Source organism: Saccharopolyspora indica, assembly GCF_027853965.1.
Classification (GTDB): domain Bacteria; phylum Actinomycetota; class Actinomycetes; order Mycobacteriales; family Pseudonocardiaceae; genus Saccharopolyspora; species Saccharopolyspora indica.
In genome coordinates this window covers 134,368-153,709 of record NZ_JAQGLB010000017.1, presented here as the reverse complement: position 1 = coordinate 153,709, position 19,342 = coordinate 134,368, and the positions used below count along the sequence as shown (strand labels likewise).

Sequence of the window (19,342 nt, the reverse complement as noted above, 5' to 3'; positions counted from 1 at the left end):
TACAGGTGGAGGACCACACCGCAATGGCCAAGATGATCGCGTTCGACGAGGACGCCCGCCGCGGTCTTGAGCGCGGCATGAACACCCTCGCCGACGCCGTCAAGGTGACGCTCGGCCCGAAGGGCCGCAACGTTGTGCTCGAGAAGAAGTGGGGCGCCCCCACGATCACCAACGACGGCGTCTCCATCGCCAAGGAGATCGAGCTCGAGGACCCGTGGGAGAAGATCGGGGCCGAGCTGGTCAAGGAGGTGGCGAAGAAGACCGATGACGTCGCGGGCGACGGCACCACCACCGCCACCGTGCTGGCCCAGGCCCTGGTTCGCGAAGGCCTGCGCAACGTCGCGGCCGGCGCCAACCCGATCGCTCTGAAGCGGGGCATCGAGAAGGCCACCGAGGCGATCGCCGAGCAGCTGCTCAAGAACGCCAAGGAGATCGAGACCAAGGACCAGATCGCCGCCACCGCCGCGATCTCGGCCGGCGACCGCCAGATCGGCGAGCTCATCGCCGAGGCCATGGACAAGGTCGGCAAGGAAGGCGTCATCACCGTCGAGGAGAGCAACACCTTCGGGCTCGAGCTCGAGCTCACCGAGGGCATGCGCTTCGACAAGGGCTACATCTCGCCGTACTTCGTGACCGACTCGGAGCGCATGGAGGCGGTCCTGGAGGACCCGTACCTCCTGCTGCTGAGCTCCAAGGTCTCCAACGTCAAGGACCTGCTCCCGCTGCTCGAGAAGGTCATGCAGGCCAACAAGCCGCTGCTGATCATCTCCGAGGACGTCGAGGGCGAGGCGCTGGCCACCCTGGTCGTCAACAAGATCCGCGGCACCTTCAAGTCCGTCGCCGTCAAGGCCCCGGGCTTCGGCGACCGCCGCAAGGCGATGCTGCAGGACATGGCCATCCTGACCGGCGGCCAGGTCATCAGCGAAGAGGTCGGCCTCAAGCTGGAGAACGCCGACCTGAACCTGCTGGGCCGCGCCCGCAAGGTGGTCGTCACCAAGGACGAGACGACCATCGTCGAGGGTGCCGGTGACGACGAGCAGATCGCCGGCCGGGTCAACGAGATCCGCGCCGAGATCGAGCGCTCGGACTCCGACTACGACCGCGAGAAGCTGCAGGAGCGGCTGGCCAAGCTGGCCGGCGGCGTGGCCGTCATCAAGGCCGGTGCGGCGACCGAGGTCGAGCTCAAGGAGCGCAAGCACCGCATCGAGGACGCGGTCCGCAACGCCAAGGCCGCCGTCGAGGAGGGCATCGTCGCCGGTGGTGGCGTCGCGCTGCTGCAGGCCGCGCAGGCCGCCTTCGACGGGCTGAAGCTGGAGGGTGACGAGGCGACCGGCGCGAACAGCGTCAAGATCGCCGTCGAGGCCCCGCTGAAGCAGATCGCCGTCAACGCCGGCCTCGAGGGCGGCGTCGTCGCGGAGAAGGTCAAGAACCTGACCTCGGGCCACGGCCTGAACGCCGCGACCGGCGAGTACGAGGACCTGGTCCAGGCCGGCGTCCTCGACCCGGCGAAGGTCACCCGTTCGGCGCTGCAGAACGCCGCCTCCATCGCCGCGCTGTTCCTGACCACCGAAGCCGTGGTCGCGGACAAGCCGGAGAAGGAGTCCGCGGGCGCAGCGGCCGGTGCCGACCCGATGGGCGGCATGGGCGGCATGATGTGATTCCTGCCCCAGGCAGCTGAAGAGGGCCGTCCCCGTTCGCGGGGGCGGCCCTTTTCGCGTTGGGTGGTACCGACCGAGATGAGAAGAGCTCGATGTGAGTGGGTTGCTGGAAGTCATCGCGTTCGACGCCGCCGATGCCGAGGCGGCGCAGGCGGGCGGGGCTGATCGGGTCGAGCTGTGCCGGGATCTTGCCGCCGACGGCCTGACGCCCGAGCTGTCGGTGGTTCGCAGCGTGCTGGCCGCCACCGACCTGCCGGTGCGCGTGATGGTGCGCGAGCAGGCCGGGTTCGGGGCCGATGTCGACGTGCTGCGGCGGCGGGTCGGCGAACTGCTGGGCGCCGGTGCGGGGGAGTTCGTGCTCGGGTTCCTGGACGAGCACGGCCAGGTCGACGTCAACGCCACCCGCGCGGTCGTCGCGGAGCTGGCCGGCCGCCCGTGGACCTTTCACCGCGCCGTGGACCACGCCGCCCACTACCGGACGGCGTGGGCGCAGGCGGTGTCGCTCGGCCCGGACACCGTGCTGACCGCGGGCAGCCCGTCCGGAATCGCGGAGGGCCTTGCCGACCTGCGGGAACTCGCCGCGGTGCAGGACGCCGACGGCGTGGAGCTGCTCGTCGGCGGCGGTCTCCGGCAGGAGCACGTCCCGGTCCTGCGGGACGCCGGTGTGCGCGCCTTCCACATCGGCAGCGGCGCCCGCTCGTCCGGCCCGGTGCTCGCCGAGCTCGTCCGGCCCTGGCGGGAACTCATCGACTCCTGACCGGCATGGCGGTGTCGCACCGCCGACGGCTGGCAGATGATCGTCGCGGGAGGCCAGGATGGGACACGAGTTCGACGCGATCACGGTCGACGAGCTGCGCGCCCGCGGCAGCCTGAAGTGGACGCTGCACGATCCGGGCACGCTCGGCGCGTTCGTGGCGGAGATGGACTTCCCGACCGCGCCACCGGTCGTGCGCGCGGTGCGCGCAGCGGTGGACGCGATGAACTTCGGCTACCTGCCGCCGCGACTGGCCGACGAGATGGCGCTGGCCTGCGCGGGCTGGCAGGCGCGGCGCTACGGCTGGGACGTCGATCCCGCGTGGATCACCGCGATCCCGGACGTGCACTGGGCGCTGGCGATCGCGATCGAGCGCTTCTCCCGGCCGGGCAGCGCGGTGGTCATGCCGACGCCCGGGTACATGCCGTTCCTGGTCGAGCCCGGTGAGCTCGGCCGCGAGGTCATCGCGGTGCCGATGGCCCGCGACGGCGACCGGTTCGTCCACGACCTCGACGCGCTGGACGCGGCTTTCCGGGCGGGCGGGAACCTGCTGGTGCTGTGCAACCCGCACAACCCGCTCGGCCGGGTCTTCACCGCGGCGGAGCTGACGGCGGTCTGCGAGGTCGTCGACCGGCACGGCGGCCGGGTGTTCGCCGACGAGATCCACGGGCCGCTGGTCTACCCCGGTCAGCAGCACGTGCCTTACGCGTCGCTGTCCGAGACGGCCGCCGGGCACGCGGTGACGGCGACTTCGGCGACCAAGGCGTGGAACGTGCCCGGTCTGAAGTGCGCGCAGTTCATCGTCAGCAACGACGCCGACGCCGCGACGCTGGCCGCCGCGGGTCGTCTCGCGGTGCTGGACTCCAGCACCCACGGCGTGCTGGCCACGACCGCCGCGTACACCGAGGGCGAGCCGTGGCTGACCGAGGTGCTCGACTACCTGGACGGCAACCGGCGCGCGGTGGCGGAGCTGCTGGCCGAACACCTGCCCGAGGTCGGCTACCGCGAGCCGGAGGGCACCTACCTGGCGTGGCTGGACTTCCGCGCGCTCGGCCTCGGCGACCACCCCGCCGACTTCTTCCTGGAGAAGGCGCGGATCGCGCTCACCGACGGGGCGGCCTGCGGCGAGGCGGGCCGCGGTCACGCGCGGCTGACCTTCGCCACGCCGCGACCGGTTCTGGAGCGGATCATCAGCGGGCTGGCCGGGGCGGTGCGCTCCGGCTGAACGACACACCGGGGCGTGTTGGATCTGGTGGAAACGGCCGGGTCAGGGGGTGGGCTTCAGGCGCTCGGGTGGGGCTGGACGCCGCCTGCCAGCGATCGAGACCGGGGTGTGATCTCCTTGAACGCGTTGGGAAATCCAGGCGAGGTGGGGTCATGTTCGGTCGAAGTGCCCGGCGGCGGTCCGCAGCGGTCGCGACGCTGATGTGCGCCGTGCTGGCGGGTTGCACCAACACCCCGCAGCCGGCCGAACCCACCGCGCCGCCGCCCGCGCCGTCGCTGCCCGGGACGGGGCTGCCGCAGGTGACCCCGCAGCCGAAGGAGATGCGGCGGCTCGGCGACGACATCGCGGTGCGGGGCAAGGTCGAGGTGGTCGTGGACCAGCTGGTCGACCAGCCCACCCGCGCGCTGGTCGAGCAGGTGCTGCGGATGGCCGGGGCGAGCGACGTGGTGGTGCGCGAGGAGGGCCGGCCGCCTGCTGCGGACGCCGAGCTGCGCATCGAGATCGGCGCTCGGGGCTCGCAGGCCATCGCGCAGGGGCTGGGCGGGTTCGACCTCGCCGCACCGGCGAAGCTGCCGCCCGAGGGGTACGCGCTGGCCGGGCGCGGCGGAGCGGATCCGGCGGTGGTCATCGGTGCTTCCGACGCGGCGGGCGCGTACTACGGCGTGCAGACGCTCCGCCAGCTCGCGTCGCCGGGGCGGATCGCCGGCGTCGGCATCATCGACCACCCGGACATGCCGCTGCGCGGCAGCGTCGAGGGCTTCTACGGTCCACCGTGGACGCACCAGCAGCGGATGGACCAGCTCGCCTTCTACGGCGACGTCAAGCTCAACACCTACATCTACGCGCCCAAGGACGACCCGTACCACCGGGAGAAGTGGCGCGAGCCGTACCCGCAGGCCGAGTTCGCCGCGGTGCAGCAGCTGATCGGGCAGGCCGCCGCGCACCACGTGAAGTTCACCTTCGCGCTCTCGCCGGGCACCTCGATCTGCTACAGCGACGAATCGGACTTCCGCGCCCTGCTGGCCAAGCTCCAGGCGGTCTACGACTCGGGCGTGCGCGACTTCTCGGTGCCGCTGGACGACATCTCCTACACCCGCTGGAACTGCACCGGCGACCAGGCGAAGTACGGCAGCCCCTCGCAGGACGCGGCCGGGCGGGCGCAGGCCGAGCTGCTGAACCGGGTGCAGCGCGAGTTCGTCGACACCCACCCCGGGGTGGCGCCGCTGCAGTTCGTGCCGACCGAGTACTCCGACGTGGAGGACTCGCCGTACAAGTCGCAGATCCGGTCCACACTGGACCCGCGGGTGCTGGTGATGTGGACCGGGGACGGGGTGATCCCGCGCCGGATCACGGTGTCCGACGCGCAGCAGGCCGAACAGGTGTGGGGCCGCAAGCTGTTCCTGTGGGACAACTACCCGGTCAACGACTTCGACGGCTCGGTCGGCCGGGTGCTGCTCGGCCCGTACGAGAAGCGCGAGCCGGGGCTGAACGAGCAGCTCACCGGCGGCGTGGTGAACCCGATGAACCTGGCGACGGCCAGCGAGGTCGTCGAGCTCGGTGCGGCCGACTTCTTCTGGAACGACGAGGGTTTCGACGCGCAGCGGGCCTGGCGGGCCGCGGCCGACTACCTGGCGGGCAAGCGCTTGGCCGGTGGTGAGCCGGGGCTGGTCGCCGATCCGGCGACGGCCGGTGCGCTGCTGGCGTTCTTCGACCTGGAGCACATGGGCCCGCTGCCCAGCGGGCGGCCGTGGCTGCCGCAGGCCCCGGAGCTGTCCCGGCGGATCGAGCAGTTCCGCACCGGCTGGCAGAGCGGCGACCGCGCGACCGCGGTGCGCGAGCTGCGCGAGTACGCGCAGGCGATCGCGGAAGCACCGGAGCGGATCGGCGCGGGAGCGCCTGCGGAATTCGTCGAGGACGTCAAGCCGTGGCTGACCGCCACCGAGCTGTGGGGCCAGTCGCTGGTGGCCACGATGGACGGGCTGCAAGCGCGGGTCGACGGCGACGAGGGCAGCACGTTCGGGCACTTCAGCGAGGCCAAGCAGCTCGCAGCTCGGGCCGCGCAGATCCGGACGGTGCCGGGCAAGGTCCGCCCGCAGGGTCCGGTCCACGTCGGTGACGGTGTGCTGGACACCTTCGTCGAGCAGGCGCCCGGCCTGCGCTGACCGCGGCTCACTCCTCCGGGACCACCAGCCAGCAGGCCAGGTACAGCAGGATGCCGGAGCCGAAGCCGAACAGCGTCACGGCGATCAGCGCGACCCGGACGATGGTGGGGTCCACGCCCAGGGCCTTGGCGGCTCCGCCGCACAGCCCGGCGATCATCCGCTCGCCGCGGTTGCGGCGGAACTTGCGGTTGGTCTCGGTGTTCGCAGCGGTCGAGGTGGGGATCTCAGCGCTCATACCTGAATCCTCCGCTCCGGGGGCTTCCGGCACGTCCGGGAACAACCCCGACCGATCCCTGATCCAGCCCTGACGTCCTTCCGGAAGTGGTCATGCATCAGGAGGGGCACCCGCAGCCCGGGGAAGCACTCAGGTTCCGCCGAGCGGCCACCTGAGCAAATCAACCACCAGCAGGTTTTCCGGAAGCGGTGCAGGGGCGGTGGATGTCGAGGAGGTCGGCGCTGCTCTGCTCCCACCGGTCGTAGAGCGCGTCGCGGCCGTAGCGGGCGACCAGCTGCGCTTCGCCGCGGGTGATCGGCACGAGCGTGATGAGCTGCAGGACCGGCTGGCCGTCGGCGTCGAGCAGGACGTCGAACTCATCGCCGAGGTAGGGGTGCGGCGCGGCCAGGGCGCCGGCGATCTCGGACTCCGGCAGCAGGACGCGGTCGTTCATGATCAGCGCGCCGTAGCCGACGCGGCTGTTGGACTCGGTGAGCAGCTCGGCGATCACGCCGGTGAGGTGCTTGGCGTGCAGCTCCTGCTCGGCTCGCAGCGTGCACACCAGTTCCTGCGGCAGCGGCGCGCCCGCGGTGCGCTCGCGCAGACCGCTGGTCAGCACGGTGACGTGCGCGCCGTCGGAGTGGTCGCAGTAGACCAGGTTGTAACCGCGCTCGCGGCCACCGGCAGCCCGGCTGTCGGCGCCCCGAACCCGGCCCACGTGCTTCTCGATGTGCGCGGGGAATCCGCTGAACCGACTCATGCGCCTCCTCCCGAAGCCGTCGCGATCCTATCCGCGCCCCCGCTACACCAGTGCGCGCAGCAGCCGCACCCGCCAGGACCAGCGGGCGGGTGCGCGCACCGCTCCGGTGGTGGCCTCTTCGGCGCGGTCGAGGCAGTCCTCCAGCAGGGCGTCGTGCATCGGCCGCCAGAGCAGCGGCCAGGTGATCCGGGCGGTCCCGCGGGCGTGGATGGACAGCAGGTGGTGCAGCGAGGTGCGCCCGTCTTCGCGCTGCACGGCGAACTCGTGGAACCCGTCGAAGCCGCGCGGAGCGGTGAAGCGGAACCGGATCCAGCGCCCGGGCGAGTACCCGGCGATCCGGTATCCCACCGGGCCGTGGCCGCCGGAGGCACCCACGCCCAGCGGGCGGTCGAACTGGATCGGCGGCCACTCCTGGCTCGGCCACAGCCGGTCGTGCGGGCCGGCGAGCGAGTCGATCAGCGCTCCGGCGGTGTCCTCGTCCACCGGCAGGTGCCGGACGTGCACGTTGCGAACGGCCATCGGAACCCCCTTTTTAGATGGTTCTCTCTAAAACGTTATTAGAGCATATCCTCCAATACATGGGTAGGCCGCCACGGCACGACGCCGACCGACTCCTGGACGCCGCCGTCGCCTTGGCCGCGGAGGCCGGACCGCGCGCCGTGACCATGGCGGCGGTCGCGCGAGCCGCTGGCGCGCCGAGCGGCTCGGTGTACCACCGCTTCCCGGACCGGACGGCTCTGCTGTCCGCCTTGTGGCTGCGCACCGTCACCCGGTTCCAGGACGGCTTCTTCACCGCTGTCGAAGCGCCGCCGCTGGACGCCGCCGTCGCCGCGGCGCGCCACGTGGTCGAGTGGAGCCGGGACAACCCGGCCGAGGCGAAGGTGCTGCTGGCCGGTCCCGGCGCCTACGGCATCGCGGACTGGTCGGATGCGGCCCGCGAACACCTGGCGAAGGCGAATGCGCAGGTGGACGAGGCCCTGACCGGTTTGGCGCAGCGGCTCGGCCGATCCGGTGCGGCCGGTCGGTCCCGGGTGTTCCTGGCCGTGGTCGACCTGCCCTACGCCGTGGTGCGGCGGTACCTGGGGCGGGGCGAGCCGGTCCCGGCTTTGGAGGTTGGCACAGTCACCGACGCGGTCCGGGACCTGCTGGCCGGATGATCTGATGATCGCCCTGGCCGTGGTCGTTCGCCTACGCTCGCGGTATGGCGGTGGATGACGCGTTCGACCTGAACTCCCCGGCCGAGGTCGCCAAGGCGCTGGACGACACCGGCTACCTGCCCGACGACGGCATCGCCACGGCGGCCTTCCTGGCGATGCGGATGCGGCGTCCGCTGCTGTGCGAGGGCGAGCCGGGCACCGGCAAGACCGCGCTGGCGCAGGCCCTGGCCACCGCGCTCGGGGTGGACCTGATCCGGTTGCAGTGCCACGAGGGCATCGACGCGGCGCAGGCGCTCTACGACTGGGACTTCCCGCGGCAGCTGCTGCACCTGCGCACCCTGGAAGCGGCCGCCGGGGGCGAGCTGGACGCCGAGTCGGCCGAATCCTCGCTCTACACCCGCAGGTTCCTGCTCGCGCGGCCGCTGTTGCGGGCGTTGCAGGAGTCGCCGTGCGTGCTGCTGGTCGACGAGATCGACCGCGCCGACGACGAGTTCGAGGCCTTCCTGCTGGAGGTGCTGTCGGAGTACGCGGTGACCATCCCGGAGTTCGGCGTGGTGTCGGCGGCCCAGCCGCCGATCGTCGTCCTCACCTCCAACCGGACCCGCGAGGTGCACGACGCCCTGAAGCGGCGCTGCCTGTACCACTGGCTGGAGCACCCGGACCTGGAGCGCGAGGTGGCGATCCTGCGGCGTCGGCTGCCGGGGCTGGACGAGCGGCTGGCCGAGCAGGTGGCCGCGACCGTGCAGCGGATGCGGCAGATGGAGCTGCTCAAGCCGCCAGGAGTGGCCGAGGCGCTCGACTGGGCGCAGGCGCTGCAAGCGCTCGGGCAGGACGAGCTGGACACCGAGACGGCTGCGACGACGCTGGGCGCGGTGCTCAAGTACCGCGAGGACGCGGAGCGCGTTCGCGCCGCGGGCGTGCTGACCGCCGAGCGCTGAGGAAACGCGGGAAGGGGGGCGGAATGCACACCGTGACCGGGCTGGTCGGGTTCGCGCGTGCCCTGCGGCATTCCGGCATGGCCTGCGGCCCGACGCGCGTGCAGGCCTTCCTCGCCGCCGTCGAGCAGGTCGGGTTCGACCGCGACGCCGTCTACTGGGCGGGCCGCTTGACGCTGTGCTCCGACCCGGACGACCTGCCGCGCTACGACGCGGCGTTCGAATCCTGGTTCGGCAGCGCCGAGTCGTCCGCCGAGCCGGTGGGCCGCCCGCTCCCGCGTCCCGCGCAGATCGCCGCGCTGACCGCTGATGGCGGCGGGAACGACGAGGGCGAGGCGGACCGGCCGCTGGCCGCCGCGGCCAGCGACGCCGAGGTGCTGCGCCGCCGCGACCTCTCCGAACTCGGCGTGCCGGAACGCGAACACCTGCGGCGGATGCTCGCGGTGCTGCGCCCCGAACCGCCGTCCCGCCCAGCGCTGCGGCGCCGGGGGAGCAAGCGCGGCGCGCTGAGCTCGCGCGCCACCCTGCGCGAGATGCTGCGATCCGGTGGCGAGCCGGTCCGGCTGCGGCGGCAGCGCCGCTCCCGCCGACCGCGGCGGGTCGTGCTGCTGGTCGACGTCTCGGGCTCGATGAGCGCGTACGCGGATGCGCTGCTGCGGTTCGCCCACGTCGTGGTGCGGAGAGCGCCCGCCAGCACCGAGGTCTTCACGCTCGGCACGCGGATGACGCGGGTGAGCAGGCAGCTGCGGCAGCGGGATCCGGAGGCCGCGCTGCTGGCGGCTTCCCGCGCGGTGCCGGACTTCTCCGGCGGCACCCGGCTCGGCGAGACGCTCCGGGTGTTCCTGGACCGGTGGGGGCAGCGGGGCATGGCGCGCGGAGCGGTGGTCGTGCTGTTCTCCGACGGCTGGGAACGCGGCGACGCCACCGAGCTCGCCGACCAGATGCGGCGGCTGCGGCGGTTGGCGCGCGGGGTGATCTGGGCGAACCCGCACGCCGGGCACGACGGCTACCAACCGGTGCAATCCGGGATTGTCGCGGCCATGCCGCACGTTGACCGGATGGTGGCCGGGCACAGCCTGCGTTCGCTGGAGGACGTCTGGTCCTGGGTCCGCCGGCTGTCCCAACCTGGTGCTGGAGGGGCGAAGTGCGAGAACTAGCGGCGTTTTTCAGTCCTGACGTGATTTCAGTGGAAATCGGGCGTCTGATTTCCACTGGAATCGCGGGTTCGGAGCGAGCGGAGGTGCGCTGTGCGTGACGTGCTGGACGAGTTGACCAAGCGGTGGGAGTCGGGCGAGTCCATCGGACTGGGCACCGTCGTCGCGACGTTCCGCTCGGCCCCGCGGCCGCCGGGCGCGTCGATGCTGGTGACCAGCGAGGGCGAGGCGTTCGGCAGCGTTTCGGGCGGCTGCGTCGAAGGCGCGGTCTACGAGGAGGCGACCACGACGCTGGCCGGGTCCGAGCCGGTGCTGCGCCGCTACGGGGTCAGCGATGACGACGCGTTCGCGGTCGGCCTGACCTGCGGCGGGATCCTGGACGTCTTCGTGGAGCGGGTCGATCGCGAGACCTTCCCCGAACTGGACGAGGTCGCCGCGTCGGTGCGCGCCGAGGAACCGGTCGCGGTCGTGACCGTCGTGGAGCACCCGGACGCGGCGAAGGTCGGCGCGCACCTGCTGGTCTGGCGCGACCGCAGCAGCGGTGGCCTGGGCTCGGCGCGGATCGACGACGCGGTGCTCGACGATGCGCGCGGCATGCTGGCCAGCGGCCGCAGCGGCGTCATCGAGTACGGGCCCGAAGGGCAGCGCCGCGGCGAGGGGCTGCGGGTGTTCGTGAACTCCTTCGAACCGCCGCCGCGGATGCTGGTGTTCGGCGCGATCGACTTCGCCGCCGCGATGGCCCGGATGGGCGCCTTCCTCGGCTACCGGGTGACGGTGTGCGACGCGCGCCCGGTGTTCGCCACGCACAGCAGGTTCCCCGGCGTCGACGACGTGGTGGTGGACTGGCCGCACCGCTACCTGGCTGCCGAGGCGGCGGCCGGCCGGGTCGACGAGCGCACCGCGGTCATGGTGCTCACCCACGACCCGAAGTTCGACGTCCCGGTGCTGGAGGAGGCGCTGAGCCTGAACCTCGGCTACGTCGGCGCGATGGGTTCCCGCCGCACCCACGACGACCGGCTCCGCAGGCTCCGCGAGCAGGGCGTCACCGAGGAGGCGCTGGCCAAGCTGTCCTCCCCGATCGGCCTCGACCTGGGCGCCCGCACCCCGGAGGAAACGGCGGTCTCCATCGCGGCGGAGCTGATCGCCCTCCGCTGGGGAGGCCGCGGCGTCCGCCTCGCCGACCTGGACGGCCCCATCCACCACCACTCCTGACCAGGTGAAGGGCACCTTCCACCAACTAACTCGGCGAAAGGTGCCCTTCACCCCACCCCCGATCGAGTCACGCCACGCGCTTGGAACGCGCGGTGAAGGGCACCTTTTAGCAACTTACTCGTTAAAAGGTGCCCTTCACCGCGGGTCGATCGAGTGGTTCGCGAGATCGACGAAGGTGTCCAGGCCGGAGGGGGATTGGCAGTGGACGTGGTTGCGCGGGTTGAGCTTCGGGTCGGTGGCGTAGCGGTGGGTCAGGTCGCGTTCGGCTGCGGCGTCGCCGTCGTCGGCGGCTAGGAGCAGGGCGGCGATCTCGTCGATCAGGTCGAGGTCCAGGCCTTCGTCGGTGGTCGTCATCGCGCCCCAGGAGTCCCAGAGCAGGAGTTCGTCGCGGCGGCGGTGCGCCAGTTCGCGGAGCACGTAGTTGCCCGCGAACCAGGCGCCGCGCATCGGGTGGCCGGGGCCGACGCCGCAGCGGTCCACGTCGATCCGCCCGCGCCGGTGGGCGGTCCAGACCTGCGCCGCGGTGACGAACGGCGCCGGGTCGGAGCGGGGCATGTCGCAGGTGTCGAACGGCCAGTCCTCCTGGTCGAGCTGAGGATCGGCGAACACCCAGCGCTGCCCGTTCCAGTACTCGGCGATCACGTGGTCGGCGTGGAAGCCCTCGTGGAAGTAGGTGGCGAAGCCGACGCGGCTGCGCGCCGGGATCCGGTGCTGGCGCAGCGCCGCGACGGTCAGCAGCGCGGCGTCCCGGCAGCACCCGACCAGCCGCTGCTCCAGCGGGCGCGGCACGGCCAGGTCTGGCGGGAACCTGCGCTGATCGGTGGCGAGCAGCCGCTCGGCCCAGCGCGAGTCGATCTCGGCCAGCCGATCGCCGGTGAACGGGATGCCCTCGCCCCGGTAGTGCACGACGAGGCCGCGCACCACGGCCGCGACCTGCCGGACGTCCGCGGGCAGCTGGTCGAGCAGCGGCGCGTAGCGGCCCGGGTCGGTGTAGCGGGAATGGTGCGCGTACTCCTGCGGTGTCGTCATCGCCTGGGGACGATAGGGCGGATTTCCCGGGATTTTCAACGGCTTTTCCAGGCCCCTCCGCGCGGCGATCCGAAGAGGACTCGCCTGCGGTGGTCCTGACGGCTACTCGGTGCGACTGAACGGCCATTCTTTTGCGCGCTTGCTCGGGTCCGTGTGGCGTAGCAGGCTCTATCGATGTGACGCCCGTCACCCAGGCGGAGTAGTCCGAGTTCCCGACCGTCCGCGCACCGCGGGCCAGTCCCTCCGAGGAGGCCGCCCAAATGCCGCGCATCACCGTCAACGTCGACGGCACCCACTACACCGATGAGGTCGAGCCGCGCATGCTGCTCGTCCAGTACCTCCGCGAACGAGCAGGCAAGGTGGGCACCGTCATCGGTTGCGACACCAGCAACTGCGGCGCGTGCACCGTCCACCTCGACGGCCGCAGCGTGAAGTCGTGCTCGGTCCTCGCCGTGCAGGCCGACGGGCACGACGTGACCACCGTCGAAGGACTCGCCCAGGACGGCAGGCTGCACCCGCTGCAGCAGGCCTTCCACGACAACCACGCCCTGCAGTGCGGCTTCTGCACCCCCGGGATGATCATGCAGGCGCTCGACCTGCTCGCCGAGGTGCGCGAGCCCGACGACCAGCAGATCCGGGAGGGCATGGAGGGCAACCTCTGCCGCTGCACCGGGTACCAGAACATCGTCCGCGCGGTCGCCGACGCCGCGCAGCGCATGCAGCCGGGAGCCGGGCCGGAGCTGGAGCACACCGAGGACACGCCGATGCCGCGAACACCCGCCGGCGAGCACGCCCAGCCGGAGGTGAGGCGGTCATGACCTCGGTGCTGGAACCCGAACTCGGACGCGCCCGCAAGCGCAAGGAGGACGCGCGGCTGATCACCGGCCGCACCCGCTGGACCGACAACCTCACCCCCGCGGGCACCCTGCACCTGGCGGTCCTGCGCAGCCCCGTCGCGCACGCCCGCATCAGGTCGATCGACACCGCGGCCGCGCGCCGGATGTCCGGGGTGGTCGCGGTGTTCACCGGCCGGGACCTCGCCGACGAGCAGGGCAGCCTGCCGTGCGCGTGGCCGATCACCGAGGACATGAAGGCCCCGGTGGCGCCGCCGATCGCGGTCGACGAGGTGCGCTTCGCCGGGGAGGCGGTCGCGGTCGTCGCGGCCCGCAGCGCGGCCGAGGCGCGCGATGCGCTGGACGTCATCGACGTCGACTACGACGACCTGCCCGTGGTGCTGGACATGGAATCCGCGCTGCGGGCCGATTCCCCGCTGGTGCACGAGGACCTGGGCACCAACCGCAACGCCACCTGGACGTTCGACTCGGCGGAGGCGGGCACCGGTGGTTCCGCGGACGAGGCGCTGCGCAGCGCGGAGGTGCGCGTCGAGCGGACCTTCCGGCAGCAGCGGCTGATCCCCGCGTTCATGGAGCCGCGCTCGGTGGTCGTCGACCCGACCGGCGAGCAGATCACCATGTGGTCGGCCACCCAGGTGCCGCACATCCTGCGGCTGATGCTGGCCATGTCGCTGGGCGTGCCGGAGCAGAAGATCCGGGTCATCGCCCCGGACGTGGGCGGCGGTTTCGGCGGCAAGCTGCAGGTGACGCCGGAGGAGTTCATCGCCTTCGTGCTGGCCCGCAAGCTCGGCAAACCGGTGAAGTGGACCGAATCCCGATCCGAGACGATGGTGTCCGCGCACCACGGCCGCGACCAGGTGCAGAAGCTGTCGATGGCGGCCGACCGGGACGGCCGGATCACCGGGCTGAAGGTCGAGCTGCTCGCCGACATGGGCGCCTACCTGCGCCTGGTGACGCCGGGCGTCCCGATCCTCGGCGCGTTCATGTTCAACTCGATCTACAAGATCCCCGCCTACCACTTCAGCTGCACCAACGTGTTCACCAACAAGACGCCCACCGATGCCTACCGGGGCGCGGGACGGCCGGAGGCGACCTTCGCCATCGAGCGGATGATGGACGAGCTGGCCGCCGAGCTCGGCGTGGACCCGATGGAGGTGCGGCGCAAGAACTGGATCGCGCACGAGGAGTTCCCCTACGACACGGTCGCCGGGCTGACCTACGACTCCGGCAACTACGAGGCCGCCACCGACAAGGCGATGGAGCTGTTCGGCTACGAGTCCTTGCGCGCGGAGCAGGAGGAGCGGCGGCGCAGCGGTGATCCGGTGCAGCTGGGCATCGGCGTCTCGACGTTCACCGAGATGTGCGGGCTGGCCCCGTCGCGGGTGCTGGGCTCGCTGTCCTACGGCGCGGGCGGCTGGGAGCACGCGTCGATCCGGGTGCTGCCGACCGGGAAGGTGGAGGTCGTCACCGGGACCTCGCCGCACGGGCAGGGGCACGAGACGGCGTGGAGCCAGATCGTGGCCGACCGGCTGGGCGTGCCGTTCGAGGACGTCGAGGTGCTGCACGGCGACACCCAGGTCTCGCCGAAGGGCCTGGACACCTACGGTTCGCGGTCGCTGGCGGTGGGCGGCATGGCGGTGGTGCAGGCCGCCGACAAGGTCGTGGAGAAGGCCAAGAAGATCGCCGCGCACCTGCTGGAGTGCGGCGAGGACGACGTGGAGTTCACCGCGGGCCGCTTCGGCGTGCGCGGCACCGACCGGGGCACCGCGCTCGGCGAGGTCGCGCTGGCCGCGTTCGCCGCGCACGACCTGCCCGACGGGGTGGAGCCGAACCTCGACGCCGACGCCACCTTCGACCCGGAGAACTTCTCCTTCCCGCACGGCACCCACCTGTGCGCGACCGAAGTGGACACCGAGACCGGCATGGTGAAGATCCGCAAGTACGTCTGCGTGGACGACATCGGTGCCGTGATCAACCCGCTGATCGTGGAGGGCCAGGTGCACGGCGGGCTGGCGCAGGGCATCGCGCAGGCGCTGTTCGAGGAGGCCGTGTACGACGAGACCGGCACCCTGACCACCGCCACGCTGGCCGACTACCTGGTGCCCTCGGCGGCCGACCTGCCGGAGTTCATCACCGACCGCACCGAAACCCGCGCGACGTCGAACGTCCTGGGCGTCAAGGGAGTCGGCGAGGCGGGCACGATCGCCTCGACACCTGCGGTGGTGAACGCGGTGGTCGACGCGCTGCGGCCGTTGGGCGTCTCCGACGTGGAGATGCCGTGCTCGCCGCAGCGGGTGTGGCGCGCCGTCGCGGGCGCGCGCGAAAGCGGTGCCACCGCACCGGAAGCCGGTGGCGGTCTCGGTTCGGTGAACCCCCAGGGAGGTGCTCGGTGATCCCCGCCCAGTTCGAGTACGTCGCTCCCTCCACAGTGGAGGAAGCGGTGGCCGCGCTCGCCGAGTTCGGCGACGAGGCCAAGGTGCTGGCAGGCGGGCAGAGCCTGCTGCCGGTGCTGCGGATGCGGCTGGCCGACCCGCAGCTGCTGGTCGACCTCGGCCGCGTCGAGGACGTGCGCGGAATCCGCGAGGACGGCGACGCGCTGGTGATCGGCGCGATGACGACCCACCACGACGTGCTGCGCGACCCGCTGGTGCGGCAGCACGCCGAGCTGATCGCGCTGGCCACCCGCACGGTCGCCGACCCGCAGGTGCGCCACCGCGGCACCTTCGGCGGCTCGCTCGCGCACGCCGACCCGGCCGGTGACCTGCCCGCCCCGGCCCTGGCGCTGGACGCGGAGATGGTGCTGGTCGGGCCGTCCGGCCAGCGCACCGTGCCCGCCGCGGAGTTCTTCACCGACTACTTCACCACCGCGCTGGAACCGGCCGAACTGCTGGTCGAGGTGCGGGTGCCGAAGTGGACCGGCTGGCGCGCGCACTACGAGAAGTTCAACCGCGTCGCGCAGGCGTGGTCGATCGTCGGCGTGGCGGCGGCGGTGCGCGTCGCCGACGGTCGGATCGCCGAGGCCCGCATCGGCCTGACCAACATGGGCCCGACGCCGGTCCGCGCGACCGGCGTCGAACAGGCCCTCGTCGGTCGACCGGCCACCCCGGAGGCGATCCGCGAGGCGGCCCGCCACGCGGCGGAGGGCACCAGCCCGACGGCCGACGCCAGCGCCGACGTGGATTACCGCTCGCACCTCGCGGAGGTCCTCACCGGCAGAGCGGTCCTGACCGCGGCCTCCGGCTGACCGCGTCCCCGCCCCGCCCGGAGCCACGGCCCGGGGTGGGGCGGGGGCCACCGACGCGTCGTGGCGTGCCCGAGGGCTGCTGCGTCCCGAGACGACTTCCGCGATTTCAATGGAAATCGGAGACCTGATTTCAATGGAAGTTGCGCACCGTCGGCGTGTCGTCCCCCGACACGCCGATACCCTGCGCGATTTCAATGGAAATCGGACGTCTGATTTCCATTGAAATCGCGCAGCGGTCGACGGTGGGCCGGGCGTCGAGAACTTGCGGAGCGTGCGCGTTGTGCGGTGGGGCTCGCCCGGTCGGGTGGGGTCGGTGTCGTGAGGACGGTGGAAGGTCCGGGTCGTGTTGGTGATCATGGATGCCGCTCGGTGATCCGAACGGGGTAGAGGTCGGCCGCCGAGGCTGGGAAGCTGGAGGCTGATGCCTCAGCAGAGAGGACGGCCCGTCCCGCCGGGCCGAGTTCGTTCGAACCAGGAGGACTCCCCGTGCAGATGCAGCACCAGTTCAGCGTTCCGGTGCCGGTCGAGGTGGCCTGGCAGGCGCTGCTCGACCCGGAGCGGGTCGCACCGTGCATGCCCGGCGCGACCCTCACCAAGGCCGAGGGCAACGAGTTCTCCGGCTCGGTGAAGGTCAAGCTCGGTCCGGTGACGCTGCTCTACAAGGGAACCGGCACCTTCAAGGAGATCGACGAGGACGCCCGCCGCGTGGTCATCGACGCCAGCGGCAAGGACTCGCGCGGCAGCGGCACCGCCGCGGCGACGGTGGCCGCGGTGCTCACGGCCGAAGGCGACACCACCGCCGTCACGGTGGACACCGACCTGAAGGTCACCGGCAAGCCGGCGCAGCTGGGCCGCGGCCTGATCTCCGAGGTCGGCGGCAAGATCCTGAACCAGTTCGCGGCCAACCTCGCCAAGCAGCTCACCGAGGAGGGCGCCGCGGCGGAGCCCGCGGCGGCGAAGCCGGAGGGCGACGCGAAGCCCGGCGGAGCCGAGGCGAAGCAGGAGGAGCCTGAAGTCGTGGTGGCGGAGCGCGCGGAGCCTGCGGAGGCTTCGAGCGCCGCAGGCGCGGCGAAGCCGAGCTGGCGGGTAACGCCGGCAGGCGGCGAGCCCGCGGAGGCGGAGCCGTCGCGGCGGGCGGAGGCGCCCGCCGGAGGCGGCGCGGCGTCGGACGACGCGATCGACCTGCTCGGTACGGCCGGAGCCCCGGTCCTCAAGCGCCTCGCCCCGGCAGCGATCGCAGTCGTCGCCCTCGGCATCGTCTTCCGCCTCATCCGCCGCCGTCGTCGCCGCCGCGCCTGATCTCCTCGCCCGGCGGCCCAGGTGCCGCGCGGCACCATCATGGGCTCCGTTTCAGCTGTTCAGTGCCCGTGAGTGCTTTGAGGGGCTATAGCACCCCAAAGCACTCACGGGCCTTCACCTGCGGAAACGACATGCGTCGTGAGGCCGGTTCCCGCGGGTCTCGTCAACCGGGCGAAAGCCGACTCGGTGAACGGTGTGCGCAGCAGGCTGATCCGGCGGGCCGGGGCGTCGGGCGCGGACTTTACTCCGGACGGGCAGGGCTAGATCGCCTTGCCGGACAAGGAGGTTCGCGATGTTGAAGTCCGTGGCCAAGGTGCTGGTGCCGGGGATGCTGCTGGCGGCGAGCGTGCTGGTCGCTCCGGTGTCGGCCCAGGCGACGACGAGTCCCCGCACGACCGACGATTGCATCGACTACGCGGTGGACCACGGGGTGAACGAGTCGCTCGCGTTCTTCGCCTGCGACGCGCCGACGTTCGACGAGTGCTACTGGACCTTCCGGGACAACTACGTCCCGGCCACGGTCGCGTACCACGCCTGCAAGCTCAAGTGACCTGTTGAGCTCTCGGGGGTGGGTCCTGCGGTTGCCGCTGGACTCACACCCCCGAGCTCAGCTCGTGCACCCGGCGCAGCCTGTCGAGCCAGTAGTGCTGCACGTCCGCCGTGGGCGTGGCCGCCGCGACCAGGGCCGGGTCCGGTTCTGGGGGGCGGCGGAGCACCGGGAGGTGGCCGTTCACCGGGAGCAGGGATTTCGCGACGACGTCGCCGTCCAGGAGCGCCATCGTGCCCAGGCCGCAGGCGAAGGGGAGTTCCGGCAGGGCTCCGGCCAGGGCGAGCTGCGCGGCGAGGCCGATGCTCGTCTCCACCGCCGAGGACACCACGCACGGCAGCCCGCACGCCTCGGCCACCTGCAGCGCGCGCCGCACACCGCCCAGCGGCGTCGCCTTGATGATCGCCACGTCCGCGGCGCCGGCCACCGCGACGCGCAGGGGGTCTTCGGCGCGGCGGATGCTCTCGTCCGCAGCGATGCGCACCTCCACCTGGCGGCGGACCGCGGCGAGCTCGTCCACCGACGGGCAGGGCTGCTCGGCGTACTCCAAGCCTCCGGCAGCCCGGTCCAGTTCGCGGATCCTGGCGACGGCGGTGTCGACGTCCCACGCGGCGTTGGCGTCGATGCGGATCGCGCCGTCCGGCCCCAGCGCATCGCGCACGGCCGCGACGCGCTCGACGTCGTCGCCCGCCGCCTGCCCGGGCTCGGCGACCTTGACCTTCGCCGTGCGGCAACCCGATGCTGCGACGATCGCGTGCGCCTTGTCCGCAGACACCGCCGGGACCGTGCAGTTCACCGGGATGCTGGTGCGCACCGGCTCCGGCCAGGCCTCGGTGCAGGCCTCCAGCGCGGCGGCCAGCCACGGCACCGACTGCGCGTCGTCGTAGTCCTCGAACGGGCAGAACTCGCCCCACCCGGCCGGGCCGCCGAGCAGCACTCCGCGCCGGACCGTCACCCCGCGGAACCTGTTGCGCATCGGCAGCGCGTAGACCCGAACCGCGTCCAGTTCCGCCAGGTCGATCGTCATGGCCTCGATCCTGTCACCCCACGACCACGCCGGCGTGCCAGGGCACGTTCACCCGGGTGTACCAGCGAGCTGGGAAATGCATCGATGCAGCTTCTGTCCATTAGTGCAAAA

The 19,342-nt window shown here is 71.9% G+C and carries 18 protein-coding genes; 13 read left to right on the top strand and 5 right to left on the bottom strand.

The window, feature by feature from the left end; genetic code table 11:
* Positions 1 to 23 precede the first annotated feature (23 nt).
* The 4 genes from groL to OU416_RS29920 all read left to right on the top strand — a co-directional run bounded on the left by groL (position 24) and on the right by OU416_RS29920 (position 5,799).
* Positions 24 to 1,658 carry a chaperonin GroEL gene (gene groL, locus OU416_RS29935; protein ID WP_093357812.1) on the top strand — a complete coding sequence of 545 codons (1,635 nt, stop codon included), beginning with the start codon at positions 24 to 26 and terminating at the stop codon, positions 1,656 to 1,658.
* A gap of 94 nt (positions 1,659 to 1,752) precedes the next feature.
* Entirely contained in the window at positions 1,753 to 2,415 is a 663-nt protein-coding gene (locus OU416_RS29930; protein ID WP_270930388.1) for a copper homeostasis protein CutC, read from the top strand.
* Between the two features lie 58 nt (positions 2,416 to 2,473).
* Positions 2,474 to 3,637, top strand: coding sequence for a MalY/PatB family protein (locus tag OU416_RS29925; protein WP_270930387.1), 1,164 nt, complete (start codon positions 2,474 to 2,476; stop codon positions 3,635 to 3,637).
* A 152-nt stretch (positions 3,638 to 3,789) separates the two neighbouring features.
* Positions 3,790 to 5,799 (top strand): beta-N-acetylhexosaminidase family protein, encoded by a 2,010-nt coding sequence (locus OU416_RS29920; RefSeq protein ID WP_270930386.1) that lies wholly within the window; start codon positions 3,790 to 3,792, stop codon positions 5,797 to 5,799.
* A 7-nt stretch (positions 5,800 to 5,806) separates the two neighbouring features.
* Here the strand turns inward: OU416_RS29920 and OU416_RS29915 are convergent, their stop codons facing one another.
* From OU416_RS29915 to OU416_RS29905, 3 genes are all read right to left on the bottom strand, one after another.
* On the bottom strand, positions 5,807 to 6,034 hold the full coding sequence (locus OU416_RS29915; protein ID WP_270930385.1) for a PspC domain-containing protein: 228 nt from the start codon (positions 6,032 to 6,034) through the stop codon (positions 5,807 to 5,809).
* Between the two features lie 160 nt (positions 6,035 to 6,194).
* Positions 6,195 to 6,773, bottom strand: a complete 579-nt coding sequence (locus OU416_RS29910; protein WP_270930384.1) for a suppressor of fused domain protein — start codon at positions 6,771 to 6,773, stop codon at positions 6,195 to 6,197.
* A 42-nt stretch (positions 6,774 to 6,815) separates the two neighbouring features.
* Positions 6,816 to 7,292, bottom strand: coding sequence for an SRPBCC family protein (locus tag OU416_RS29905; protein ID WP_270930383.1), 477 nt, complete (start codon positions 7,290 to 7,292; stop codon positions 6,816 to 6,818).
* Positions 7,293 to 7,351: 59 nt separating this feature from the next.
* On the opposite strand from OU416_RS29905, the gene OU416_RS29900 reads away from it, so the two are divergent.
* From OU416_RS29900 to OU416_RS29885, 4 genes are all read left to right on the top strand, one after another.
* The gene (locus tag OU416_RS29900) at positions 7,352 to 7,930 is read left to right on the top strand and encodes a TetR family transcriptional regulator (protein ID WP_270930382.1); all 579 of its coding nucleotides are present in this window, start codon (positions 7,352 to 7,354) and stop codon (positions 7,928 to 7,930) included.
* Positions 7,931 to 7,974: 44 nt separating this feature from the next.
* Entirely contained in the window at positions 7,975 to 8,868 is an 894-nt protein-coding gene (locus OU416_RS29895; protein ID WP_270930381.1) for an AAA family ATPase, read from the top strand.
* Positions 8,869 to 8,891: 23 nt separating this feature from the next.
* Positions 8,892 to 10,022, top strand: coding sequence for a vWA domain-containing protein (locus tag OU416_RS29890; RefSeq protein WP_270930380.1), 1,131 nt, complete (start codon positions 8,892 to 8,894; stop codon positions 10,020 to 10,022).
* A gap of 90 nt (positions 10,023 to 10,112) precedes the next feature.
* A complete protein-coding gene (locus OU416_RS29885) occupies positions 10,113 to 11,231 on the top strand; it encodes an XdhC family protein (RefSeq protein ID WP_270930379.1) in 1,119 nt (372 codons plus the stop codon).
* 135 nt (positions 11,232 to 11,366) lie between these two features.
* Here OU416_RS29885 and OU416_RS29880 read toward each other — a convergent pair whose 3' ends face one another.
* Positions 11,367 to 12,260, bottom strand: coding sequence for a transglutaminase domain-containing protein (locus OU416_RS29880; RefSeq protein WP_270930378.1), 894 nt, complete (start codon positions 12,258 to 12,260; stop codon positions 11,367 to 11,369).
* A 260-nt stretch (positions 12,261 to 12,520) separates the two neighbouring features.
* On the opposite strand from OU416_RS29880, the gene OU416_RS29875 reads away from it, so the two are divergent.
* The 5 genes from OU416_RS29875 (at position 12,521) to OU416_RS29855 (ending at position 18,207) form a co-directional block, all read left to right on the top strand.
* Positions 12,521 to 13,078 (top strand): (2Fe-2S)-binding protein, encoded by a 558-nt coding sequence (locus tag OU416_RS29875; protein ID WP_270930377.1) that lies wholly within the window; start codon positions 12,521 to 12,523, stop codon positions 13,076 to 13,078.
* Entirely contained in the window at positions 13,075 to 15,507 is a 2,433-nt protein-coding gene (locus tag OU416_RS29870; protein WP_270930376.1) for a xanthine dehydrogenase family protein molybdopterin-binding subunit, read from the top strand. The genes OU416_RS29875 and OU416_RS29870 overlap by 4 nt, the downstream gene beginning before the upstream one ends.
* Positions 15,504 to 16,358 (top strand): FAD binding domain-containing protein, encoded by an 855-nt coding sequence (locus OU416_RS29865; protein ID WP_270930375.1) that lies wholly within the window; start codon positions 15,504 to 15,506, stop codon positions 16,356 to 16,358. Before OU416_RS29870 ends, OU416_RS29865 begins: the two co-directional genes overlap by 4 nt.
* Positions 16,359 to 16,844: 486 nt before the next feature.
* Positions 16,845 to 17,657: an SRPBCC family protein gene (locus tag OU416_RS29860; RefSeq protein ID WP_270930374.1), complete on the top strand. Its 813-nt coding sequence runs from the start codon at positions 16,845 to 16,847 to the stop codon at positions 17,655 to 17,657.
* 292 nt (positions 17,658 to 17,949) lie between these two features.
* Positions 17,950 to 18,207, top strand: a complete 258-nt coding sequence (locus OU416_RS29855; protein WP_270930373.1) for a hypothetical protein — start codon at positions 17,950 to 17,952, stop codon at positions 18,205 to 18,207.
* A gap of 43 nt (positions 18,208 to 18,250) precedes the next feature.
* On the opposite strand, the gene OU416_RS29850 is transcribed toward OU416_RS29855, so the two are convergent.
* The gene (locus OU416_RS29850; RefSeq protein ID WP_270930372.1) at positions 18,251 to 19,231 is read right to left on the bottom strand and encodes an o-succinylbenzoate synthase; all 981 of its coding nucleotides are present in this window, start codon (positions 19,229 to 19,231) and stop codon (positions 18,251 to 18,253) included.
* Between the last annotated feature and the right edge of the window lie 111 nt (positions 19,232 to 19,342).